At 71.5% G+C, this 22,617-nt stretch carries 20 protein-coding genes, 1 tRNA gene and 1 pseudogene; 10 read left to right on the forward strand and 12 right to left on the reverse strand.

The genetic code is table 11. The features are described from left to right. Positions 1-92: 92 nt before the first annotated feature. The 4 genes and pseudogenes from ACIBH3_RS11285 to ACIBH3_RS11300 all read right to left on the reverse strand — a co-directional run. Positions 93-884: a TIGR04222 domain-containing membrane protein gene (locus tag ACIBH3_RS11285; RefSeq protein WP_396311843.1), complete on the reverse strand. Its 792-nt coding sequence runs from the start codon at positions 882-884 to the stop codon at positions 93-95. 185 nt (positions 885-1,069) lie between these two features. Continuing rightward, the gene (locus ACIBH3_RS11290; RefSeq protein ID WP_396311681.1) at positions 1,070-2,104 is read right to left on the reverse strand and encodes a TIGR04222 domain-containing membrane protein; all 1,035 of its coding nucleotides are present in this window, start codon (positions 2,102-2,104) and stop codon (positions 1,070-1,072) included. Between the two features lie 32 nt (positions 2,105-2,136). Continuing rightward, positions 2,137-2,817: a hypothetical protein gene (locus ACIBH3_RS11295; RefSeq protein ID WP_396311682.1), complete on the reverse strand. Its 681-nt coding sequence runs from the start codon at positions 2,815-2,817 to the stop codon at positions 2,137-2,139. A 16-nt stretch (positions 2,818-2,833) separates the two neighbouring features. Then, positions 2,834-3,655, reverse strand: a pseudogene (locus ACIBH3_RS11300) (DUF692 domain-containing protein); the annotation flags it as partial. Positions 3,656-3,961: 306 nt separating this feature from the next. Between ACIBH3_RS11300 and ACIBH3_RS11305 the strand changes: the two are divergent. After that, a complete protein-coding gene (locus ACIBH3_RS11305) occupies positions 3,962-4,882 on the forward strand; it encodes a GNAT family N-acetyltransferase (protein WP_396311683.1) in 921 nt (306 codons plus the stop codon). Positions 4,883-4,959: 77 nt separating this feature from the next. On the opposite strand, the gene ACIBH3_RS11310 is transcribed toward ACIBH3_RS11305, so the two are convergent. Next, on the reverse strand, positions 4,960-5,757 hold the full coding sequence (locus tag ACIBH3_RS11310; protein WP_396311684.1) for a hypothetical protein: 798 nt from the start codon (positions 5,755-5,757) through the stop codon (positions 4,960-4,962). 456 nt (positions 5,758-6,213) lie between these two features. Here ACIBH3_RS11310 and ACIBH3_RS11315 point away from each other — a divergent pair. Together ACIBH3_RS11315 and ACIBH3_RS11320 are read left to right on the forward strand one after the other, a co-directional pair. Next, a tRNA-Trp gene (locus tag ACIBH3_RS11315) sits at positions 6,214-6,290 on the forward strand. Between the two features lie 316 nt (positions 6,291-6,606). Next, the gene (locus ACIBH3_RS11320; protein WP_396311685.1) at positions 6,607-6,876 is read left to right on the forward strand and encodes a hypothetical protein; all 270 of its coding nucleotides are present in this window, start codon (positions 6,607-6,609) and stop codon (positions 6,874-6,876) included. 86 nt (positions 6,877-6,962) lie between these two features. On the opposite strand, the gene ACIBH3_RS11325 is transcribed toward ACIBH3_RS11320, so the two are convergent. Beyond that, positions 6,963-7,721: a DUF5919 domain-containing protein gene (locus ACIBH3_RS11325; protein WP_396311844.1), complete on the reverse strand. Its 759-nt coding sequence runs from the start codon at positions 7,719-7,721 to the stop codon at positions 6,963-6,965. Positions 7,722-7,845: 124 nt separating this feature from the next. On the opposite strand from ACIBH3_RS11325, the gene ACIBH3_RS11330 reads away from it, so the two are divergent. Then, complete coding sequence (locus tag ACIBH3_RS11330) at positions 7,846-8,169, forward strand: hypothetical protein (protein ID WP_396311686.1); 324 nt, start codon at positions 7,846-7,848, stop codon at positions 8,167-8,169. Between the two features lie 41 nt (positions 8,170-8,210). Continuing rightward, positions 8,211-8,354 carry a hypothetical protein gene (locus ACIBH3_RS11335; protein WP_396311687.1) on the forward strand — a complete coding sequence of 48 codons (144 nt, stop codon included), beginning with the start codon at positions 8,211-8,213 and terminating at the stop codon, positions 8,352-8,354. A 127-nt stretch (positions 8,355-8,481) separates the two neighbouring features. On the opposite strand, the gene msrB is transcribed toward ACIBH3_RS11335, so the two are convergent. The 4 genes from msrB to ACIBH3_RS11355 all read right to left on the reverse strand — a co-directional run bounded on the left by msrB (position 8,482) and on the right by ACIBH3_RS11355 (position 11,894). After that, the gene (msrB, locus tag ACIBH3_RS11340; protein WP_396311688.1) at positions 8,482-8,889 is read right to left on the reverse strand and encodes a peptide-methionine (R)-S-oxide reductase MsrB; all 408 of its coding nucleotides are present in this window, start codon (positions 8,887-8,889) and stop codon (positions 8,482-8,484) included. Between the two features lie 66 nt (positions 8,890-8,955). Further along, entirely contained in the window at positions 8,956-10,365 is a 1,410-nt protein-coding gene (gene murC / locus ACIBH3_RS11345; RefSeq protein ID WP_396311689.1) for a UDP-N-acetylmuramate--L-alanine ligase, read from the reverse strand. A gap of 185 nt (positions 10,366-10,550) precedes the next feature. Then, on the reverse strand, positions 10,551-11,012 hold the full coding sequence (locus ACIBH3_RS11350; RefSeq protein ID WP_396311690.1) for an indole-3-glycerol phosphate synthase: 462 nt from the start codon (positions 11,010-11,012) through the stop codon (positions 10,551-10,553). A gap of 114 nt (positions 11,013-11,126) precedes the next feature. After that, positions 11,127-11,894 carry a pyrimidine reductase family protein gene (locus tag ACIBH3_RS11355; RefSeq protein ID WP_396311691.1) on the reverse strand — a complete coding sequence of 256 codons (768 nt, stop codon included), beginning with the start codon at positions 11,892-11,894 and terminating at the stop codon, positions 11,127-11,129. Here ACIBH3_RS11355 and zapE point away from each other — a divergent pair. From zapE to ACIBH3_RS11375, 4 genes are all read left to right on the forward strand, one after another. After that, on the forward strand, positions 11,893-13,005 hold the full coding sequence (gene zapE / locus ACIBH3_RS11360) for a cell division protein ZapE (protein ID WP_396311692.1): 1,113 nt from the start codon (positions 11,893-11,895) through the stop codon (positions 13,003-13,005). The genes ACIBH3_RS11355 and zapE overlap by 2 nt on opposite strands. Before the next feature lie 224 nt (positions 13,006-13,229). Next, positions 13,230-15,323 (forward strand): excinuclease ABC subunit UvrB, encoded by a 2,094-nt coding sequence (uvrB, locus tag ACIBH3_RS11365; protein ID WP_396311693.1) that lies wholly within the window; start codon positions 13,230-13,232, stop codon positions 15,321-15,323. Between the two features lie 246 nt (positions 15,324-15,569). After that, positions 15,570-16,154 carry a TerD family protein gene (locus ACIBH3_RS11370; protein ID WP_396311694.1) on the forward strand — a complete coding sequence of 195 codons (585 nt, stop codon included), beginning with the start codon at positions 15,570-15,572 and terminating at the stop codon, positions 16,152-16,154. A gap of 303 nt (positions 16,155-16,457) precedes the next feature. Next, the gene (locus ACIBH3_RS11375) at positions 16,458-17,441 is read left to right on the forward strand and encodes a TerC family protein (RefSeq protein WP_396311695.1); all 984 of its coding nucleotides are present in this window, start codon (positions 16,458-16,460) and stop codon (positions 17,439-17,441) included. Between the two features lie 132 nt (positions 17,442-17,573). On the opposite strand, the gene ACIBH3_RS11380 is transcribed toward ACIBH3_RS11375, so the two are convergent. Together ACIBH3_RS11380 and ACIBH3_RS11385 are read right to left on the reverse strand one after the other, a co-directional pair. Beyond that, the gene (locus ACIBH3_RS11380; RefSeq protein WP_396311696.1) at positions 17,574-18,227 is read right to left on the reverse strand and encodes an MBL fold metallo-hydrolase; all 654 of its coding nucleotides are present in this window, start codon (positions 18,225-18,227) and stop codon (positions 17,574-17,576) included. Positions 18,228-18,296: 69 nt separating this feature from the next. Next, complete coding sequence (locus ACIBH3_RS11385) at positions 18,297-19,109, reverse strand: maleylpyruvate isomerase family mycothiol-dependent enzyme (protein ID WP_396311697.1); 813 nt, start codon at positions 19,107-19,109, stop codon at positions 18,297-18,299. A 363-nt stretch (positions 19,110-19,472) separates the two neighbouring features. Here ACIBH3_RS11385 and uvrA point away from each other — a divergent pair, with 363 nt between their 5' ends. After that, positions 19,473-22,376 carry an excinuclease ABC subunit UvrA gene (gene uvrA, locus ACIBH3_RS11390; RefSeq protein ID WP_396311698.1) on the forward strand — a complete coding sequence of 968 codons (2,904 nt, stop codon included), beginning with the start codon at positions 19,473-19,475 and terminating at the stop codon, positions 22,374-22,376. Positions 22,377-22,617 lie beyond the last annotated feature (241 nt).

The raw sequence follows: 22,617 nt of genomic DNA on the forward strand, positions 1-22,617 counted from the left end.
CCCTCCCGCAGTCAGGGACGCGGACCGGCGAACTCGTGCGGGGTCCGCTGCGACCGCCGGCCGGGTGCCGTGGTGCCCCGCCGACCGGCGGCTCAGTGCCGCGGGTAACGCGGGTGCCGCAGGGCGGCGCGCAGCCGGGCGTCGGGGACGGCGGCGGTGCCGTCCATCGCCACGGCGGTGAGCAGTTCGCGCTCGGTGTCGTCCGACCAGCCGGCCGGCCGGGGGAGCCGCACCTCGTGGAGTACCTCCTGGCCGAGCGGCGACGCCCACCGCGTGTACGGGTAGACGTCGACCCGGGCCATCAGCAGGGTGCCGGAGGTCAGTATCAGCGGCAGTGAGAACCACGCCAGCGCGGCGGTCGCGTCCTTGCCGGGAGGCGAATCCAGGGTGAGCGCGGCCGCCAGCAGGACCAGGCAGAAGAGCAGGGCCTGCCGGACCTGCCGGATCACCAGCGCGGTGCTCTCCCGCACGATCGACGGGGTCGCCAGGCCCCCGAGGGTCAGCCGGCTGCCGATCTCCAGCACCGTCGGGTGTGCGGCCATCGCCCGGCGCAGCTCCGCCGTCCGGCACTGGCCCTCGGGGCCCACGGTGGCGACCAGGGCCCGTTCCAGCCGGCTGCGGCCCTGCGGGTCGGCGACGGTCGTCCAGCCGGTGTGGGCGAGGTGCAGCCGGCCCCGCGAGGCCATCAGCACCAGCGCCAGGTCGACCACCCGGTCGGGTCCTCCCGCGAGGTAGGCCGTCTCGTACAGGCCGATCCCGATGGCATCGCCCTGGCGGGGGCCGTCCGGGGTGGAGAGCGAGTCCGCGGTGGCCGCGATCCGCACCAGCCGCAGACACGACAGCACGGCGGCGACGCAGGCGGGGATCAGGAAGAGCAACCACATGGGGTTCGTTGTAGACCTCCCTCGGCCGAATGGGGCGGATTCCGCGCCCGTGATACCGAACTGTGACCGCTGGGCCCGGATGCGCGCCCTGCTCCGAGCCCACGCGCCGGTCCGCACGCCGACCCGAACCACGGGCCGCACGCCGGCCCCTGCTCCCCGTAGGTGCTTCCGCGCGCCGGGCGGAGTCAGGACCCGCAGCTGCTGGACGACCCGCAGCTGGAGGACGAGGAGCCGCAGCTCGACGAGGACGAGCCGCAGCTGCTGGACGACCCGCAGCTGGAGGACGAGGAGCCGCAGCTCGACGAGGACGAGCCGCAGCTGCTGGACGACCCGCCGCTGGACGGCGAGGAGGAGCCGCAGCCCGTGGTGGACGAGGCGCACCAGAGCGCCGTACCGGAGCTCGACCCGGAGTCGGAGCCCGACCCGGCCAGCGCGCCCGGACGCAGGGGCTGGTTCATCGCGGCGGCCGCGAGCATCGCCTCCTGGAGCTCCTCGTCCGGCAGCCCGCCGATGCCCTCCAGCGCCAGGGCGCCGAGCAGCACCCCGCTCGCGGCGCCGGTGCCGACCCCGTGGTGCGGCTTCCACGGCGAGCTGCTGGTGGACATCAGGCCCAACTGCCGCCGCCCGGCCGGGGTGAGCCGCCCGCCCTTGGCCGGCCGCGCGGCGACCAGCAGCGCGAGGGCCGCCACCGGCAGGACGAACAGCGCGGGCAGGGAGGGGCTGCCGGCGGCGAGCGTCACCACCGTCGTCACGGCGGCGAGCAGCGACGTCAGCCAGAGCACCCGCCGGGCGCGCTTGGCCTGGCGCAGGCGCCCCGGGTCGCGCATCAGGCCGCGCTCGGCGAGCCGGTCGCCGATCCGCTGGACCGCCGGGCTCTCCATGGTCGCCCGGCGCAGCCCGGCGAGGTCGCGTCGGCGGTCGCGGCCGGTCTCCTCGATCAGCACGGCCTCGACGTCGTCGTACGGGTCCGTGCCGGTGACGGTGACCAGCCCGGCGCGCGAGACGATCACGCGCCCCTCCTGGTGCATGCGCACCAGGACGGTGTCGACCACCCGGCCGGGCCCGCCGGCCAGGAAGGCGGCATCCAGCAGCGGCAGGCCGCGCCCGGGCAGGCCCTGCGGCCTGGCGACGTGCTGGGCCCGCTGCTTGGTGTGCAGCGCGTACAGGCCGGAGCCCGCGAGGGCGACGCTGGAGACGGTGAGCAGGGCGCTGTCCCACATAGGAATCCCCCGGAAGTGAGTGGTTTGGTCGATCAGTGGTGTGACGGGCGAAGCGCCCGGGGCAGCGCCCGGCGGAGCCGGCTCAGCGAGCCCTCGGCCTGCGCCGGGGGCGGGGTGAGCCACTGCTCCAGGGCCCGGCGCTGCGCTGTGCCGAGTGCGTCGCCGGGCTCGTCGGCGGGTTCGGTGACGGGCTCGGTGACGAGCTCCGGGTGGCGTTCGGGCCGGTGCGGGGCGGTCAGTGCCCACCGCGCGAAGGCCCGGGCATCGGCCCGGTAGCCGCCGCTCTGCGGATGCTGCTGGGCGTAGCGCAGAAAGAGCGGGCCGAAGCTCGGCCCGACCACGCGCGGCAGCTCGGGGCAGACCCGGGCGACGGTGTCCCGCCGCTTGGCGGCCAGCCCGATCGCCTGGGCGCGTACCTGGCGGGGGTCGAAGCCCGCCGGCACCGGCCCGCCGGCGACGAGCGCCGCCAGCAGCGCGTGCTGCCGCCGGGCCAGCCCGGCCCGCGCGAGCACCAGCTCGGCGTCCTCGCCCCTGGCCAGGTACTCCAGCCGGTGATCACCGACCGCCGGGCGGGTCGCCGGCTCCGGGACGTCGTCCCCGTGAACGGGGCCGAGCCCGTGAACGGGGCCGATCCCGTGCGTGGAGTGCCCGTGCGTGGAGCCGTGCCCGTGCGAGGCGTCGCGTCGCGCCGAGACAATGAGCTGGTCAGACATGCTGCGCCACCCCCTCCAGCACCCGCCGGATCGCCTCCAGCTCCCCGCTCAGCTCGGCGGGCGAAGGGAAGTTGTCGTCCCGCTCCAGCAGCACCCCCGGCGGCGCCACCCGGGCGCACAGCTCGGCCAGCACCTCCAGGACGGGTTCGGTGACGGGGTGGGCGTGGGTGTCGTGCCATACCCCGTCGACCAGCCGGCCGCCCGCGACGTGCACGTACGCGATCGCCTCCAGCGGCAGCCGGTCCAGCTCGGCGGCCGGGTCCAGGCCCAGGTTGACCCGGTTGGTGTGCAGGTTGGCCACGTCGATCAGCAGCCGCACGCCCGTACGCTCGACGAGCTCCGCGAGGAACTGCCCCTCGGTCAGCTCGTCGTCGGGCCAGGCCAGCTGGGCGGCGACGTTCTCCAGCGCGAGCGGTACGGGCAACTGCTCCTGGGCGATCCGGACGTTCTCGGCGATCACCCGCAGCGAGTCGCGCGAGCGCGGCACCGGCAGCAGGTGGCCCGCCTCCAGGTCGCCTGCCCGGACGAAGGCGAGGTGCTCGGTGACCAGCGGGGCGTCCAGCGCCTCGGCGGCCTCGGCCAGCTCGGCGAGGCGCCGACGGTCGGGCAGGTCGGCGCCGCCGAGCCCGAGCGAGACCCCGTGCGGGATCACGGTGACGCCGCGTCCGCGCAGGATCCGCAGCGATTCGGGCAGGTGGCCGGCGCAGATGTTCTCCGCGACGACCTCGACCCAGTCCAGGCCGGGCAGTCGTTCCACCAGGGTGTCGATCTCGGCCCGCCAGCCGAGGCCGACGCCGAGCCGGGGCAGTGCCGGTGGTGCCGGTGCAGCAGAAGTCATGGGTGCGCCCCCTTCGCAGGGCAGGCGGTGGGAGGTGGCCGGGCGGGTCGCGGGCTTCGTTGCCGACGCGGCCTTCGGCCGATGTGAAGTGTGGGGGCGGGGTCACTGCCCCGCTCGATGCTGAGGATGTCCCCGGTCGGGGTCGCTGCCAAGCCTCGTCCGGGTTTCTCAGAGCATTACTTGAGCTTGCGGAGCCTATCTGTCCGATTCGGGGTATCTGTCACCGGGCCCGGTGGATTACGGGCGGGAAATTCGGAGGATTCCGAGCAGGTACATGGCTATCGTGACCCGCATATGACTGAGACCGTGACGATTCGTGACTTCCGCCCCGCCGATGCCGTGGCGGCCGCCGCCATCCACCGCGCCGGGCGCTCCCATCTGGTGCTCGGCGCGGAGGTGTTCACCTGGCTGGCCGCCAACCTCCCCGCCGATCAGCACTACCGGACCTTCGTCGCCGAGCTGGACGGCGAGGTCGTCGGCTGCATCCGCTGCGGAGTCGTCACCGGTACGACGGCCCGGGGCGTGGGCTTCGCCAACGGAAGCGTGCGGCCCGAATCCCGCCGCCGGGGCGTCTTCACCGCGCTGCTCGCCGCCGCCGAGCGGCACCTCACCGCGCAGGGCGTCACCGAGCTGCACTGCTGGGTGGACGAGGTCCCGGACGCGCTCGCCTTCGCCGCCAACCGGGGCTTCCGGCAGGGCAGCCTCGCCCACTTCTCCGGCCGGGACCTCACCGCCCCGCTGCCGCCCGTACCGGCGCCGGCTCCCGGGATCGAGCTCCGTACGGCCGCTGACTACCTGGACGACCCGTTCCCGCTCTTCGTCGTCGAGGCGGACGCGGCCCGGGACGAGCCCGGCGAGATCGCGCAGGACGCGGCGGACTACGACAGCTGGCTGACCGAGGTGTGGTCCCGCCCCGACCTGGACCGGGCGCTCACCTCGGTGGTGCTCGCGGACGGGGAGCCGGTGGCGTTCAGCGCCGCCCAGACCGACGGCGAGAGCCGCTACTGGTCGGCCTTCACCGCCTGCCGCCGTAGCCACCGGGGCCAGGGCCTGTCCAAGCTGGCCAAGACGGACTCCCTGCACCGCGCCCGCGCGGCCGGGTACACCGAGGCCTTCACCAGCAACGACGACACCAACGCCCCGATGCTGGCCATCAACGCCTGGCTGGGCTACGAGCGTTGCGCGAGCGAGCGTAAGTTCATCAAGCAGCTCCCCGGGGCCCGCTGACCGCGACGCCACGGCGGGCCGCGACGCCCGCCGCGGCCTGGGCCGGCGTCGGCGGGCGTCGGCGGGCGTCGCGGGTGTCAGCAGTCCTTGACGGCCGGGCAGATCGGCGCCGCGAGTGCCTTCAGGACGTCGGCGTCCGCCGGAGCGGCCCACGGGTGCGCCGGACGGTCGGACCAGAGCGCGAGCTCGGTCACCACGCGGCCGGTCAGCGACAGGTACACGTGCAGGGTGGACGTGCCGCCCTGCACCGGGACGGTGACGGTGGCGGCGAGGTCCGAGTTGCCGTCGGTGGGGTTGCTGGTGCCGGTGACCTTCGCCGTGGCGCCGCGCACGGACGTGCCGCAGGCCTTCAGCTCCTCCTCCAGACCCCGGTAGAGCGAGCTGGCCATCTGGGCTCCCATGCTGCTGGTGCCCGGGAAGTGGATGATCGTCTGCTTGACCTGCCAGTCGGCTCGGTTGCCGGCGACCAGCGAGGCCTGGGCGGCGGGGCCCTTCCAGTCCCCGAGGTCGTTCTCGGGCGCGCGGGTGGAGCGGCAGAGCTGCTCGAACTGGAACTTGGGGTTCTTCGCCGTCGCGGCCGCGCCCGCCGGGGGCTGCCAGTGGTACGCCGCTGCCAGTGGGATGTCGGCCGCCGCGATCCACGCCGAGGCCGGGACCCCGGAGGCGTCGGCGGTGCCGGCGGTGGCACCGGCGGTGGTGGCTCCGCCGGTGGCGCCCGTGGTGGTGCCGGGGGTCGGCTTGGCGGTGCCGCCCGCCGTCGCGGCAGGCGTGGCGGCCGCGTCGGCGGACGAGTTGTCGGGGCCGCAGGCGGTCAGCGAGGAGAGAGCGAGCAGCGCGGTGGCGCCGGCTGCGGCGAGCGTGGAGATGCGGGACACGGTGATGACTGTTCCTCAGGTGTGGGACTCGGCAGATTGACGGACGTGCCGGACGTCTCGCACGTCTCGGTCGGACGCCCGGAGACGGAGATCCGGTGTCGGATGCGTTCGGCGGACGGGGGTCGTTCCCTCCGCCGACGGCCTCACTCCATCGCGGCTGTGTCCGGCTGGCCGGTCGGCACCTGGTGGCGGCTGGCTGACATGCTTCTTCCTTCCCCCGTTGCGAATGGCGCGCGGGGGCGCACGGCAGCAGCCCTGCCCCGTGAATGTCCCCCGACTTGTGCAGGGCGCGCACGGCTGATCGATCATCCCTGCTGAATGATCATCAGGCTCGTGCGCGTTGCAGCCGCTGAATGTAGTGCGCGCGGCTCACGCCGTGCAACGCGGTGCGTCCGCCCGCGCCGCACGATATTCCGTTGCACCGGATCGGCCCGCCGGGGGAAGCTGGAAGCACGAAGGGGCGTAGCTCAGTTGGCCAGAGCAGCGGACTCCAAACCCGCGCGTCGCAGGTTCGAATCCTGTCGCCCCTGCCATTTCGTGCGGCCCGGCCCGGCCCGACCGGGCCGGGCACCCCCCACCGGGCTGAGCCGGGCCGCAGTCACGGGCCGCCATGCGCGGTCGCGCCCAGCCCCACGAGACGGATCACCCGACCGTAGGCCGGACGGCGCTCCCGGAGTGCGGGCCGTTGCGAGGTGTCGGAGAGTTGGCAGCGCGAGCTCGTCACCGCCGGTCGGTGACTTCAAGGCGTCCGGTTGCGTGGCACACGCATGCGCCGAGCTCGCCCGTGCCTCCCGAAGGGCTTCCGGCTCCTGACGGGGGAGGCACCTCCCTGACCAAAGGCAGGTAGCAGTGGCTGCGAACAAGGTTGACCAGGAGAAGGCGCTCGACGACGCTCTCGCCCAGATCCACACACCCGACTTCTTCGGACGGGCACTGACGGCCAAGATCCTAGAGCGCGCGTCCCAGCAGGTACAGGCCGGCAACGGCGACCGGGTCGAGATCGACGGGAAGATCATCGTCTCCTTCAACAAGCCGATGAGCTCGGTCTCGGAGAGTGCGGGAGGCTGCTTCTGCTTCCGCATCCACGGCGTCTGGGTCTGCTGGTGCCCGGTCGAGTGACGGTCACCTGACCGCAGGCGCACCGCCCCCTCGGCGGGCTCGGCCTCAACGGCCCCCTCGGTGTGACACCGAGGGGGCCGATCGGGTCAGTTGGCAGGACTGCCACGCTCCCAGAGCTCCTCGGCGTGCTCCGCGAACCGGTCGAACATCCCCCCGGCCTGCTGTCGCCGCAGGTGCATCATGGGGGAGTCGTGGCCGACGAACCGAGCCAGGTGAGGCGTCACGAGAGCATCGCCGTCGAACCGGAACACCGACAGGCCGACGTGGTTCGCGCCGTCGTCGGGTGCACTGAAGCGTGCTTCCACGCTCGCCGCGTCCGCCAGCTTGGCCAGGTGCTCCAGGGTGATCCGGATCCGGGTCGACACCGTGAGCGCGACGTCCTCGATCCGCTCACGCTGCCGGGTCGTCTCCGATGCGGGGTCGCCCAACAGGAACCGGATCCGGCAGCCGGCGTCGGCCTTGCGACGCAGCGTCTGCACCAGCGCCGGCTGTTCCAGCCACACGAAGTAGTTGGTGTACCCGGCGAAGAAGATCTCGCGCTCGGCGTCCGCGATCAGCTGTCCCCACACCGCCTGCGGGCAGGCGGACCGGTAGGGATAGGCGGCGAACACCTCGCGGTCGTGGCCGGTCTTGAGAGCGGCACGTACCGCCTTTGGCCAGATCATCCGTTCATCAACCCCTAAGGCGGTACCTACGTCGGCGCGGTTCCTCTGATGCGGGATGAGCGACTCATCCGACAGCCAGCGTTCCACCGTCTTCGGCGTCACGCCCACCCGGGTGGCCAGCTGCCGAGGGTTGAGCCCCGCGGCTGCCATACCGTCTCTCAGAGCGATGTTCAAGGGCACTCCCCCGGACGTTTGGGCTTTCTTGGACGCTAGCGCCTGAAACGCCGTCACGTCCCGCATATGGGGCTGATACCGCCCATTTCGCTGTCGATGATGAGAGCACCGACGCGGAGAGGGGCGGCCGATGGCCGACATCAGTCCGGACAGTGAACGCAACCGGTTGATCAGCGTGCACGAGCGAATGGCGGAGCGGGCCGCCGGAGAGCTGGAGGACGCCTTGCGGCTGGCCGACCTGCCACCGCTGGTCTCGCTTTCACCCTCCAACGCGACGGGTCACGTCATCGGCGGGCACGTACAGATCGGCGGTGCCAATGCTCAAACCGTAATCGCCATCGCGCAGTTCATTCGCGCCCATGCGGTGTGCATCGGACGGGTGGTGGCGACCGGTGCGGGCGAGGACGACGAGGCACGGGTGATCCCTGGTCTCGTCGTGCGAGCACTGCCATGACGCACCCGTGGTGTCCTGTCCCCGACGACACGGCAGCCGAGGTGACTCCCGACCCTGAGCGACGGCCGCCGCTCACCCCGGAGCAGCACACCGACCAGCCGCTGCCGCCCGAGGACCGCGAGCGCCGGGCATCGCTGCTGGAGCGCATCCGCGAGGCCAATCGCTACGCCCGCACCCGCTGGTAGCCACGAACGGACTCCGCCCCGGCCGTCATCCCCGGAAGGCAGCCGACCGGAGCCGGGGGGCGGTGCAGAGCAGAGCCCCCGCAACGACTCCTGGCGGTGTCATGGCGGGGGCTCCGTGTTGCGCGGCTCAGCCCTCGGTGGGCTTCAGCGTCAGCGAGATGCTGTTGATGCAGTACCGCTGGTCGGTGGGGGTGTCGTAGCCCTCGCCCTCGAAGACGTGGCCGAGGTGGCCCCCGCAGCGCGCGCAGCGGACCTCGACGCGGCGCATGCCGAGGGAGACGTCCTCGATGTACTGCACCCGGTCGCCGGCGAGCGGGGCGTAGTAGGACGGCCAGCCGCAGTGGCTGTCGAACTTGGTCTCCGAGCTGAACAGTTCGGAGCCGCAGGCGCGGCAGCTGTACACGCCGACCGTCTTGGTGTCGGTGTACTCGCCGACGAAGGGGCGCTCGGTGCCCGCCTCGCGGAGTACGTGGTACTCCTCGGGGCTGAGCTCCGCGCGCCACTGGGCGTCGGACTTCTCGATCTCGTAGCTCACGGCGTTGCTCCCGGGGTCGAAGCTCGGTGGCCGGCGTCGGGCGTGGCCGGCCGGGTGGTGCGAGGGTCAGGCGTTGGTAGCAACGTTCGCGAGGTGCTTCAGGATTTCCGGGCCCAGGTTGGTGACGTCGCCGGCACCCATGGTGAGCACCAGGTCGCCGGGCCGGGCGAGGCCGGCGAGGCCGGCGGGGGCGGCGTCGAAGGTGAGCCCGGCGGTGACGTCGGCGCCGGCGCGGCGGGCGGCGTCGACGATCAGCTCGCTGGTGACGCCGGGGATCGGGTCCTCGCGGGCCGGGTAGATGTCCAGCACCACGCAGGCGTCGGCGAGGGCCAGCGCCTGGCCCATCTCCTCGGCGAGCTGTTGGGTCCGGCTGAACAGGTGCGGCTGGAAGACCACCAGCACCCGGCCGGAGCCCTCCAGACCCTCCCGGATGGCCTCCAGGTCGGCGCTCATCTCGGTGGGGTGGTGGGCGTAGGAGTCGATCACCTGCACGCCTGCCGCCTCGCCCTTGAGCTGGAGGCGGCGCCGTACGCCGGTGTAGCTGCCGAGCGCCTTGGCGAGGTCGGCGGCCGGGATGTCCAGGGCGACGCCTGCCGCGAGGGCGGCGACGGCGTTGTGCGCGTAGTGCCGGCCGGGGACGGAGACGGTGAAGGTCAGCTCGGCGCCGCCGAGCAGCACGGTGACCTCGCTGGTCATGCCGCGCGCGGCCACCGACAGCACCCGTACGGTGGCGTCCTCGGCGGCGCCCACGGTGACGATGTTCAGGCCCTCGCGGCCGGCGACCCGGGCGGTCAGCTCACGTGCGCCCGCGTGGTCGGCGGAGACGACCAGCGTGCCGCCGGGCGTGATCCGGGCGACGAACGTCTCGAAGGACTCGTAGATCTCCTCGATCGAGGCGTAGTTCGCGTGGTGGTCGAGCTCCACGTTGAGGACGATGGCGACCTCGGGGGCGTACTTGTGGAAGCTGCGGTCGCTCTCGTCCGCCTCGGCGACGAAGATCGCGCCGGTGCCGTGGTGGGCGTTGGAGCCGGGTGCGTCGAGGTCGCCGCCGATCGCGTACGAGGGGTCCAGGCCCAGTTCGGCGAGGCTGACGGCGAGCATGCTGGTGGTGGTGGTCTTGCCGTGGGTGCCGGCGACGGCCAGCGCCCGGCGCCCGCCCATCAGCGCGGCCAGCGCGTCCGAGCGGTGCACGACGGGGATGCCGCGCTCGCGGGCGGCGGCGAGCTCGGGGTTGTCCTCGCGGATGGCGCTGGAGACGACGATGCTGCTCGCACTCTCGGGTACGTTCTCGGCGGCGTGGCCGACGTGCACCTGGGCGCCGAGGGCGCGCAGCGCGAGGACGGTCTCGGACTCCTTGGAGTCACTGCCGGAGACCTGGGCGCCGCGCACCGCGAGGATCTTCGCCAGGCCGGACATCCCGGCGCCGCCGATGCCGATGAAGTGCGGGGCGTGCAGGTCGTGCGCGGCGTCGTTCAAGGCGGGGCTCCGTACAGGCGGGGACGGCGAACAGGGGTCGATCGCGCTGGGCGGGGCCGGATCGGGGGTGATCCGGGCCCGCCGGGGCTCGATCGGTGCTCGACCGGGATCGAGCGGGGTGGTGGAAGGCGAATCGTCCTTGCGGACGGGCCGCAAGGACGATTCTGCACCACCGGCGGAGCGAGTCAGGAGTCGCTGGCGAACAGTCGCAGTACCGGGACGCCGACCTTGTGCCGTGCCTGGGAGGCCCAGTCGCGGTGGAAGAACTCCTCCACGAAGTGCGGGGAGGTCAGCACGACCACCTCGTCGGCGCTGTTCGTCTCGACCACCTCGCGCAGCCGCTCCAGCGGGCGGTCCTCCACCAGTTCGCCGACGGCCTCGGCGCCGGCCTCGCGCAGATGCCGCAGGCTGTGCTCCAGTGACTCGCCGGCCACCGTCGGCGTGCTGGCCGACTCGTCGTGCTCGCGTGCCACCTTGTCCAGATGCCCGAGAGCGACGTCGTCGAGGGCGCGCAGCAGTTCGTCCTGTTTGCCGCGGGGCTGCATCAGGACGATGAAGGAGACCTTCTCCTCGCTGTGGAGTGTGGTGACGAGCTCCACATCGGCGTCGGAGAGTGCCTTCTCAATCATCAATACTGTTCTGAACACGTGAGTCCCTTCCAGTCGCAGGTCCCCGGGTCCGGCGTGGTGCAATCACATAGTGCCCGGAGGAAGCTTTCCTCACGCTGCACAGACGGCACCCGGGCCACGGTGGCAGCCGGATCACAGGGTCTGCGGACGCAGATAACGGGTGAAGAGGAAACCTTTCTGCTCGATCAATGAGACCAGCCTCATTCGCTGCACGTCAGGCATTTGCGCGCCGTGGACGATCCGTGGCGCGCTGCCGCCGGTGATCAGCGGTGCCAGCGACAGGCAGAGCTCGTCCAGCAGGCCGTCCGCCGCCAGCTGCCCTAGCAGCCGCGGCCCGCCCTCGCTCAGCTGCCGGGTCCAGCCCCGGCCGGCCAGCTCGGCCACCGCGGCCCGCAGGTCCACCGAGCCCTCGCCCGCCACCACCAGGTCGGCCACCTCGGCGACCGCCTTCCGGCCCTCGGCGGGGGAGTCCTCGGTGGTCACCACCACCGTCCTGACCAGCGGCTCGGTGAACAGGGGGGCCGTCAGGTCCAGCTCCAGCGAGCGGCTCACCACCGCGATCGCCGGCGCCGGCCGCTGCCCCGCCGCCGCGCGGGCGGCCGCGAACTGCTCCCGCGCCCTGGCCGGCCGGTACCCCTCCGCCCGCACCGTCTCCGCGCCCACCAGCACCACGTCGGACAGAGCTCGCAGCACGCCGAAGATCCGCTTGTCGGCATCCCCCGACAGGCCCTCGGAGAGCCCGTCCAGGCGCGCGCCGCCGTCCAGCCCGGCCACCATGTTGGCCCGCAGCCACGCACGGCCGTGATTCACCTGGTCGGGGTACGCGTAGACGGCCGCCAGCGACTCCAGCGACGTGGGGTCGGGGAACGGCTCGGCCAGAGGGCTGATCAGCTGCTGCATGAAAGCCAGTCTTCCACCAGGCGTACCCTCTACTAACGTGCCCGCAGCCCCAGGCCCCCACGCCGACACCCACGCCATAACCGCGACCGCCCCCATCGCGCTCACGGACCGCCGACCGGTGGTACCCGCCGAGCGCCTGGTCGCCGAGATGGTCCCCCCGCCGAGGTTCTCCGACGTCAGCTTCGGGACGTACCTCCCGGACACCAGCCAGCCCAGCCAGTACGAGGCCGTCCAGGTCCTGGAGCAGTTCGCCGCGACCCTCAACTCCGCCGACGGCGCGCCCAAGCGCAGCTGGTTCCGCCGCTCCGCGCCCGCGCCCACCGGCCCGGCTGGCGTCTACCTGGACGGCGGCTACGGCGTCGGCAAGACCCACCTGCTCGCCTCGCTCTGGCACGCCACCCCGGGCCCCAAGGCCTTCGGTACCTTCGTCGAGCTGACCAACCTGGTCGGCGCGCTCGGCTTCCAGCAGGCCGTCCAGACCCTCTCCGGGCACAAGCTGCTCTGCATCGACGAGTTCGAGCTGGACGACCCGGGCGACACCGTCCTGGTCTCCACCCTGCTCGGCCGGCTCGTCGACAACGGCGTCAAGCTCTGCGCCACCTCCAACACGCTGCCCGAGAAGCTCGGCGAGGGCCGGTTCGCCGCCGCCGACTTCCTGCGCGAGATCCAGGGCCTGTCCGCGCACTTCCGCCCGCTGCGCATCGACGGCCAGGACTACCGCCACCGAGGCCTGCCCGAGGCGCCGCCGCCCTACACGGACGAGGACGTGGAGGCTGCCGCCGCCCGGACCGAGGGCGCCTCGCTGGACGACTTCGCCACCCTGCTCGACCACCTCTCGGCCGTCCACCCGAGCCGGTACGGCGCGATGCTGGACGACGTCCGGGCGGTCTGCCTGCGCGGGGTGCGGCCGGTGGAGGACCAGTCCACCGCGCTGCGGCTGGTCGTCCTCGCCGACCGGATGTACGACCGGGAGCTGCCGATCACCGCCTCGGGGATCCCGTTCGACCAGGTCTTCTCCGAGGAGATGCTGCGCGGCGGGTACCGCAAGAAGTACCTCCGCGCGATCTCCCGCCTGGTCGCCCTCGCCCGGGACAGCAGGACTCTTCTCTGAGGGCTCGGCTCGCCTGCGGGGCGCTCCGGTCCGGTGCCGACGGGCGTCGCTCCCGCGTTCGCTTCGCTCTCTTCCTCGCTCCTTCCTTTCGGCACCGGCGCGCCCCTTCGGCTCGCTCGCCCGATCTCCGCGGCGGCTCGGGGGCTCCCCGGGGCTGGGCCCGGGTCGGGCTCGTGTCCGGCGAAGTCGGCCGGATTGTCGGTGGTGGGTCGTACGGTGGTCTCGTGCGACCCATCACGAGCATTGAGCGGTCAGTGGCGCCCTTCGAGGTCGTCAGTCCCTTCCAACCCAATGGTGACCAGCCTGCGGCCATCGCCGAGCTGGAGCGCCGGATCCGCGCGGGCGAGAAGGACGTCGTGCTGCTCGGCGCCACCGGCACCGGCAAGTCGGCGACCACGGCATGGATGATCGAGAAGCTCCAGCGCCCCACCCTGGTGATGGCGCCGAACAAGACCCTGGCCGCCCAGCTGGCCAACGAGTTCCGCGAGCTGCTGCCCAACAACGCCGTCGAGTACTTCGTCTCGTACTACGACTACTACCAGCCCGAGGCGTACGTCCCGCAGACGGACACCTACATCGAGAAGGACTCCTCGATCAACGAGGAGGTCGAGCGGCTGCGGCACTCCGCGACGAACTCGCTGCTCACCCGGCGGGACGTGATCGTGGTCGCCTCGGTGTCGTGCATCTACGGCCTCGGCACCCCGCAGGAGTACGTCGACCGGATGGTCCCGCTCAAGGTGGGCGAGGAGATCGACCGGGACGTCCTGCTGCGCCGCTTCGTCGACGTCCAGTACACCCGCAACGACATCGCCTTCAGCCGGGGCACCTTCCGGGTCCGCGGCGACACGATCGAGATCTTCCCGGTGTACGAGGAGCTCGCCGTCCGGATCGAGATGTTCGGGGACGAGATCGAGGCGCTCTACACCCTGCACCCGCTCACCGGCGAGATCATCAGCCAGGACGACTCCGTCTACATCTTCCCCGCCTCGCACTACGTGGCCGGCCCGGAGCGGATGGAGCGGGCGGTCAACGACATCGAGAAGGAGCTGGCCGAGACCCTGGCCAGGATGGAGAAGCAGGGCAAGCTGCTGGAGGCCCAGCGGCTGCGGATGCGCACCACGTACGACATCGAGATGCTCCGCCAGATCGGCACCTGCTCGGGCATCGAGAACTACTCGATGCACTTCGACGGCCGCGCGCCCGGCACGGCGCCCAACACGCTGATCGACTACTTCCCGGAGGACTTCCTCCTGGTCATCGACGAGTCGCACGTCACCGTCCCGCAGATCGGCGCGATGTACGAGGGCGACGCGTCCCGTAAGCGGACCTTGGTGGAGCACGGCTTCCGGCTGCCGTCCGCGATGGACAACCGCCCGCTGAAGTGGGAGGAGTTCCTGGAGCGGATCGGGCAGACGGTCTATCTCTCCGCGACGCCCGGCAAGTACGAGCTCTCGCGTGGCAAGGGCCAGGTCGAGCAGATCATCCGTCCGACCGGCCTGATCGACCCCGAGGTGATCGTCAAGCCGACCGAGGGCCAGATCGACGACCTGGTGCACGAGGTCCGCAAGCGGGTCGAGAAGAACGAGCGGGTGCTGGTCACCACCCTCACCAAGAAGATGGCGGAGGACCTCACCGACTACATGCTCGGCCTGGACATCCGGGTCCGCTACCTGCACAGCGACATCGACACCCTGCGCCGGGTCGAGCTGCTGCGCGAGCTGCGGGCGGGCGAGTACGACGTCCTGGTGGGCATCAACCTGCTCCGCGAGGGCCTGGACCTCCCGGAGGTCTCGCTGGTCGCCATCCTGGACGCGGACAAGGAGGGCTTCCTGCGCTCCGGTACCTCGCTGATCCAGACCATCGGCCGCGCCGCCCGAAACGTCTCGGGTCAGGTGCACATGTACGCGGACAAGATCACCGCGGCGATGGAGAAGGCCATCGACGAGACCAACCGCCGCCGGGCCGTCCAGCAGGCGTACAACACCGAGCACGGCATCGACCCGCAGCCACTGCGCAAGAAGATCGGTGACATCGTCGCCACCCTCGCCCGCGAGGACGTGGACACCGACGAGCTGCTCTCCACCGGGTACCGCGGCGGCGGGAAGGGCGGCAAGGCGCCGGTGCCGGCGCTGGGCGCCGACCGCAAGCCGGCCAAGAGCCTGCCGGCGGCCGAGCTCGCCGATCTCATCCAGCAGCTGACCGACCGGATGCACGCGGCGGCGGGGGACCTGCAGTTCGAGGTGGCCGCCCGGATCCGCGACGAGGTCGGGGAGCTGAAGAAGGAGCTCCGGCAGATGCGCGAGGCCGGAATGGCCTGAGTAAACCCCTTTGGTGTCTCAGGACTGCTGCAAAGGGGTACGTGCTGAACGGTGCGAAGGCCCGCAGGCCCTAGGCTGGCCTGCGGGTGCTTTCTCCGTGCGCCGACGGCCCGCCTGCCGGGCCGACGGCGGGCGGAGCGTACCGCGCTACCAAGGGGCCTCAGCCGGGGGACGGCAAGGGGGTGTACCGCCGTGGGAGCCGAAGCGGGAGACCGACCCGCGCGGCTGAGGAGAGAGGACAACACCGTGTCGGTGAACCTGGCCAAGGGGCAGCAGGTCAGCCTGCAGAAGAGCTCGGGCGAGTCGCTGACGGTCGTGCGGATGGGGCTCGGCTGGCGGGCCGCTCCCAAGCGCGGCCTGTTCGGCAGCCGCACCCGGCAGATCGACCTGGACGCCTCCGCGCTGCTCTACGCCGAGAAGACGCCGTCCGACGTGGTCTTCTTCCAGCACCTGGAGAGCAACGACGGCTCGGTCCGGCACACCGGCGACAACCTGGTCGGCGGGGCCGGCTCGGGGGGCGACGACGAGTCGATTCTGGTCGACCTCGCGCATGTTCCGGCGCACATCACCCAGGTGGTCTTCACCGTCAGCTCGTACACCGGGCAGACCTTCGCCGAGGTGCAGAACGCGCACTGCCGGCTGGTCGACGAGAGCACCGGCCAGGAGCTGGCGCGCTACGAGCTGGCCGGCGGCGGGCCGCACACCGGCCAGATCATGGCCAAGGTGTACCGCGAGGATGTCGGCGGCGGCTGGGGCATGCAGGCGATCGGCGCACCGGCCCGGGCCAGGACGTTCCAGGACATGCTCCCGGCGATCGAGCCGTTCCTCTGACGGCTCGCGCCGTCCCGGCCTTCCTCACTGCCCTCACCGCCCTCTCCACCCTCCTCCGGTGGGGCTTCCTCGCGGGGAGAGGTCCGGGGTAGGTCTTTACCTTCTTTACCCTTTCTTGGGAGTTCTGTTAGTGTTGGCCGAAGCGGAGGGGAGTACTCCCTCGTAGCGTTCCCGTCATCACGGACGCCCTTGTACGGGCCTCCCGGGGCGCTGGTCCGGGCGGCGTCGCAGCGGTGAGCCGACGGGCGGAAGAGACCTCCGGCAGTGACGATGTGTTCTCGCCTACCTGCCGGAGGAGCAGCAGTGGACGTTTCCGTAACCATGTGGGTCGGCACGATCGGTGTGCTGATAGCGCTGATCGTGGCCGACTTCTTCATCGGTGGTCGCAAGCCGCACGAGGTCTCGATCAAGGAGGCCGGCATCTGGACGGCCGTCTGGGTCGCCCTCGCGGTGGTCTTCGGCGGCTTCCTGTGGTGGCACTTCGGCTCCCGGCCCGCCGGTGAGTTCTTCGCCGGGTACATCACCGAGAAGTCGCTCAGCGTCGACAACCTCTTCGTCTTCATCCTGATCATGGGCAAGTTCGCCGTGCCCAGGATCTACCAGCAGCGCGTGCTGATGGTCGGCGTGATCATCGCGCTGGTGCTGCGGGCGGTGTTCATCGCGGGCGGCGCGGCGCTGGTGACGACCTTCTCCTGGGTGTTCTACATCTTCGGCGCGTTCCTGGTCTGGACGGCCTGGAAGCTGATCAAGGACGCCCGATCCGAGGAGGAGGACGAGGAGTTCGAGGAGAACCGGCTGCTCAAGTCCATCGAGCGGCGCTTCCCCTCCACCGACAGGTACCACGGCACCAAGCTCTTCATCCGGGAGAACGGCCGTCGTCTGATGACGCCGATGCTGATCGTGATGCTCGCGATCGGCACCACCGACGTGCTGTTCGCGCTGGACTCGATCCCCGCGATCTTCGGCCTCACCCAGGACCCGTTCATCGTGTTCACCGCCAACGCCTTCGCCCTGATGGGGCTGCGACAGCTGTACTTCCTGATCGGCGGGCTGCTGAAGAAGCTGGTCCACCTGTCGTACGGGCTGTCGGTGATCCTCGGCTTCATCGGCGTGAAGCTGGTGCTGCACGCACTGCACGAGAGCGGTGTGCACGTCCCCGAGATCGGCATCCCGTTCTCGCTCGGGTTCATCGTGGTGGTGCTCGCCGTCACCACCGTGACCAGCCTGGTGGCCTCCAAGCGGCAGCAGGAGGCCGAGGAGGAGCAGCGGGAGAAGGTAGAAGCCTAGAAGGCCGGCGGCCCGGAGGTCTGACGGCGCCCTGCCCCCGACTCCCGGGGCAGGGCGCCGGGGGCCGGCAGGTCGAACGCGACGGACCCGCGACCGGATCACCGGTCGCGGGTCCGCGCACGTCCCGGGTCGCTACCAGCCGCGCTCGCGCCAGGTGTCGAGCTGCGGGCGCTCGGCGCCCAGCGTGGTGTCGTTGCCGTGCCCGGGGTAGACCCAGGTCTCGTCCGGGAGGGCGTCGAAGATCTTCTCCTTGACGTCCCGGAACAGGTTCTCGAAGGCGGCCGGGTCGCCCCAGGTGTTGCCCACGCCGCCGGGGAAGAGGCAGTCGCCGGTGAAGACGTGCGGGTGGCCCTGCGGGTCGTCGTAGATCAGCACGATCGCGCCGGGGGTGTGCCCGACCAGATGGCGGGTGGTGAGCTCGACCCGCCCCACCCGCACGGTCTCGCCGTCCTCCAGCAGCAGGTCCGTGGGCACGTCGATGGCCTCGGCGTCGATCCGCCCGGCCGCCGTGCGGGCGCCGGTGGCGGCCACCACCTCGGGCAGCGCGCCCCAGTGGTCGTGGTGGCGGTGGGTGGTGACCACGGTGGCCAGCCGCTCGCCCACCGTCTCCAGCAGGGCCGGCGCGTCGGCCGCCGCGTCGATCAGCAACTGCTCGTCGGTGGCCCGGCAGCGCAGCAGGTACGCGTTGTTGTCGTACGGGCCGACGGCCACCTTGGTGATGATCAGGTGGGCCAGCTCCCGCACGTCCGGCGGGCCGCCGACCTTCACCGCTCCGTGGTACGCCATCGGTCCGCTCCTCGTGGGTCTCGGGTCTCGTCTGCCGGCATCATCGCCTCAGAGATCATCGTCGCGCGGTCAGGCCAGCGGGGGAAGCCGGGGCAGCGCGGCGCGGGCGTCGGAGAGCAGGACGCCACCGCGGTGGACCTGGAGTCCGTCGCCGTCGGAGCGCCCGGAGAGCCAGGCGGTGAGCGCCCGCACCGGGCCCTCCACCGTCAGCCCGGGCTCGCCGCTACCGTCGCCGTCGCCGTCGCTGCCGGCGCCGATCCGGAGCCGGTCGGTGATGTCGTCGGCGATCAGCCGCACCCCGGGCAGGCCCTCGGCGCCGTCCAGGTTCGCCGCGATCCGCCGCAGCTCGCGCACGGCGAACACCTCCGGCCAGTGCGCGGGGGTGTGGCCGGTGTCCAGGTCGACGTGGTGGTACTCGACCTCCATCAGCCGCTTCCACGGGATGTCGGACGCGCTGAACAGGTATCCGGCCCGGTGGCGGACCTGGACGCTCCAGGCCTCCTCGGGCAGCGCGGCGGCGGCCTGCACGAAGCGCTCGGCGGCGGCCCGGACGTCGGTGAGCTGGACGTCCAGTGGGCGGGCCGCGCCGGCCTCGATGTCCCGGTCGCGGGTCTCGGGGGTGGCGTACTGCGGGATGTCCCGGCCGGTGCGGGCCCCGTCCAGCAGGTTGACCAGCGAGTCCGCGTTGCGGGCGATGTGCGCCAGGAGGTGGCCGCGGGTCCAGCCGGGCAGGGCGCAGGGCTCGGCCACGGCCTCGGGCTTGAGCCCGTCGAGGGTGTGCAGTAGCAGCTCGGTGCTCCCGGCGACGAGGCGCAGGCTCGTCGCCGCGCTCTCGGCCGCGCTCGTCGCCGGGCTCTCGGCCGCGGTCCGGTCGTCCGTCATCGGGGTGCCCTCCGGTCGGCCCGCGACCGGTGTGCGATCGGCGGGCGATTGGCCTGGATGCGGCGTTGCCGGGACGGCCGCCGCTCGTTGACGTGAGTGACGCTATCGCTGATCCGCTTGGTGAGCAGGGGATTTGCCGGATCGGCGGGTGGCCGCCCGCCGCCCTTGCCACTCGTTCGGGTGAACCCGACTGGACAGAGTCGATAATCGAACGTCTGCGCTATAGGCTGGCTGTCCCACACTGGAAGTCCGGGACTCCGGGCGGGGGCGCCGGGCTGCGACACTGGGTGGCACGGGCTGTGACACTGGAATGCCCCCGCCCCGGCCCCGTCCCTTCCACACCGGAGAAAGGCGCCAGAAGCAGTGGCCGACCGCCTCATCGTCCGCGGTGCTCGCGAGCACAATCTCAAGAACGTCTCCCTCGACCTCCCGCGCGACTCGCTGATCGTCTTCACCGGTCTGTCCGGCTCCGGCAAGTCCTCGCTCGCGTTCGACACGATCTTCGCGGAGGGCCAGCGCCGCTACGTCGAGTCGCTGTCCTCGTACGCCCGGCAGTTCCTGGGGCAGATGGACAAGCCCGACGTCGACTTCATCGAGGGCCTCTCGCCGGCCGTCTCGATCGACCAGAAGTCCACCAACCGCAACCCCCGCTCGACGGTCGGCACCATCACCGAGGTCTACGACTACCTCCGGCTGCTGTTCGCCCGGATCGGCAAGCCGCACTGTCCGCACTGCGCCCGCCCGATCGCCAAGCAGTCCCCACAGGCCATCGTCGACCGGGTGCTGGAACTCACGGAGGGCACCCGCTTCCAGGTACTCAGCCCGGTGGTGCGCGAGCGCAAGGGCGAGTTCGTCGACCTCTTCGCGGACCTCCAGTCCAAGGGGTACGCCCGCGCCCGGGTCGACGGCGAGACCGTCCAGCTGGCGGAGCCGCCCAAGCTCAAGAAGCAGGAGAAGCACACCATCGAGGTGGTCATCGATCGCCTCACCGTCAAGGAGAGCGCCAAGCGCCGCCTGACGGACTCGGTGGAGACGGCACTCAAGCTGGCCGGCGGCATGGTCGTGCTGGACTTCGTCGACCTCCCGGAGGACGACCCCGAGCGTGAGCGGATGTTCTCCGAGCACCTCTACTGCCCGTACGACGACGTCTCCTTCGAGGAGCTCGAACCGCGCTCGTTCTCCTTCAACTCGCCGTTCGGCGCCTGCCCCGACTGCTCGGGCCTGGGCAACCGGATGGAGGTGGACCCGGAGCTCGTCATCCCCGACGAGGAGAAGTCGCTGGACGAGGGCGCCATCCACCCGTGGTCCGGCGGCCACACCAAGGAGTACTTCCAGCGGCTGATCGACGCGCTGGCCGGCGAGCTGGGCTTCCGTACCGACCTGCCCTGGGCCGGGCTGCCCGCCCGGGCCAAGAAGGCGCTGCTGTACGGCCACAAGCACCAGGTCGAGGTCCGCTACCGCAACCGCTACGGGCGCGACCGCTCGTACACCACGGGCTTCGAGGGCGCGGTGCCGTTCATCCAGCGCCGGCACACCGAGGCGGAGAGCGACAGCAGCCGCGAGCGCTTCGAGGGCTACATGCGCGAGGTGCCCTGCCCGACCTGCCAGGGCACCAGGCTCAAGCCCGTCGTGCTCGCCGTCACCGTCCAGGGCAAGTCCATCGCGGACGTCTCGGCGATGTCGATCAGCGACTGCTCCGACTTCCTCGGCGCGATGAAGCTCACCGCCCGGGACAAGAAGATCGCCGAGCGGGTGCTCAAGGAGGTCAACGAGCGGCTGCGGTTCCTGGTCGACGTCGGCCTGGACTACCTCTCGCTCAACCGCGCGGCCGGTACCCTCTCCGGCGGCGAGGCCCAGCGCATCCGGCTCGCCACCCAGATCGGTTCGGGCCTGGTCGGCGTGCTCTATGTGCTGGACGAGCCGTCCATCGGCCTGCACCAGCGTGACAATCACCGGCTGATCGAGACCCTGGTCCGGCTGCGGGACATCGGCAACACCCTGATCGTCGTCGAACACGACGAGGACACCATCAAGATGGCGGACTGGGTGGTCGACATCGGCCCGGGCGCCGGTGAGCACGGCGGCAAGGTGGTGCACTCGGGCTCGCTGGAGGAGCTCCTCGGCAACAAGGAGTCGCTGACCGGCCAGTACCTCTCCGGCAAGCGCTCCATCCCGATCCCCGCCGCCCGCCGCCCGCGCGACAAGCAGCGCCAGCTGACGGTGCACGGCGCCCGCGAGCACAACCTGAAGGACGTCACGGTCGGCTTCCCGCTCGGGACGTTCACCGCGATCACGGGTGTCTCCGGCTCGGGCAAGTCCACCCTGGTCAACGACATCCTCTACACCCACCTGGCCCGGGAGCTGAACGGCGCCCGCAGCGTGCCCGGACGCCACACCCGGATCACCGGCACCGACCAGGTCGACAAGGTGGTGCACGTCGACCAGTCGCCGATCGGCCGTACCCCCCGCTCCAACCCGGCCACCTACACCGGTGTGTTCGACCACGTCCGCCGGCTCTTCGCGGAGACCCAGGAGGCGAAGGTCCGCGGCTACCTGCCCGGCCGGTTCTCCTTCAACGTCAAGGGCGGCCGCTGCGAGAACTGTTCCGGTGACGGCACCATCAAGATCGAGATGAACTTCCTGCCGGACGTCTACGTCCCGTGCGAGGTGTGCCACGGCGCCCGGTACAACCGGGAGACGCTGGAGGTGCACTTCAAGGGCAAGTCCATCGCCGAGGTGCTGGACATGCCGATCGAGGAGGCGATGGACTTCTTCGACGCGGTCCCGGCCATCTCCCGGCACCTGCGCACCCTCAACGACGTCGGCCTCGGCTACGTCCGGCTCGGCCAGCCCGCGCCGACGCTCTCCGGCGGTGAGGCGCAGCGCGTCAAGCTCGCCTCCGAGCTGCAGAAGCGCTCGACCGGCCGGACGGTCTACGTGCTGGACGAGCCCACCACCGGCCTGCACTTCGAGGACATCAGCAAGCTGATCAGGGTGCTCGCGGGGCTGGTGGAGAAGGGCAACACGGTCATCGTCATCGAGCACAACCTCGATGTGATCAAGACCGCGGACTGGATCGTCGACATGGGCCCGGAGGGCGGCTCCGGCGGTGGAATGGTCGTGGCCGAGGGCACCCCCGAGGAGATCGCGGCCGTCACCGACAGCCACACCGGCAAGTTCCTGCGCGACATCCTCGGTGACGCCATGGCCGACGAGGCCGCACCGGCCAAGGCCCCGCGCAAGCGGGCCGTGGCCAAGAAGAAGTAGCGGCCGCCGGACGCAGCGGCGGCCGAAGTAGCGGCCGTCGCAGCGGCGGAGCAGCCGGAGTGCGCCTGCCGGGCCACCCCGCCCCCGTCTTGCCCGGGGGTGGGGCGGCCCGGCGGCGGCGCATAGACTGCCGCGGACGCGCATGCCGGCCCGGCGCCGCGTACCGCAGTGCCGCGTGCCGCCGTGCCGTGTGCCGCACGGTCACGTCGGGCCGTGCCACGCACTGCCTTGCCGTCCACCG

The organism is Kitasatospora sp. NPDC050543 (assembly GCF_044457565.1).
Taxonomy (GTDB): Bacteria; Actinomycetota; Actinomycetes; order Streptomycetales; family Streptomycetaceae; genus Kitasatospora.

Coding starts and splice junctions, on each gene's coding strand:
- ACIBH3_RS11285 (WP_396311843.1), bottom strand. CDS start 884: ATGTGGTTGCTCTTCCTGATCCCCGCCTGCGTCGCCGCCGTGCTGTCG.
- ACIBH3_RS11355 (WP_396311691.1), bottom strand. CDS start 11,894: ATGCAGCAGCTGATCAGCCCTCTGGCCGAGCCGTTCCCCGACCCCACG.
- zapE (WP_396311692.1), top strand. CDS start 11,893: ATGAAAGCCAGTCTTCCACCAGGCGTACCCTCTACTAACGTGCCCGCA.
- ACIBH3_RS11290 (WP_396311681.1), bottom strand. CDS start 2,104: ATGTGGGACAGCGCCCTGCTCACCGTCTCCAGCGTCGCCCTCGCGGGC.
- ACIBH3_RS11330 (WP_396311686.1), top strand. CDS start 7,846: ATGGCCGACATCAGTCCGGACAGTGAACGCAACCGGTTGATCAGCGTG.
- ACIBH3_RS11385 (WP_396311697.1), bottom strand. CDS start 19,109: ATGACGGACGACCGGACCGCGGCCGAGAGCCCGGCGACGAGCGCGGCC.
- ACIBH3_RS11295 (WP_396311682.1), bottom strand. CDS start 2,817: ATGTCTGACCAGCTCATTGTCTCGGCGCGACGCGACGCCTCGCACGGG.
- ACIBH3_RS11380 (WP_396311696.1), bottom strand. CDS start 18,227: ATGGCGTACCACGGAGCGGTGAAGGTCGGCGGCCCGCCGGACGTGCGG.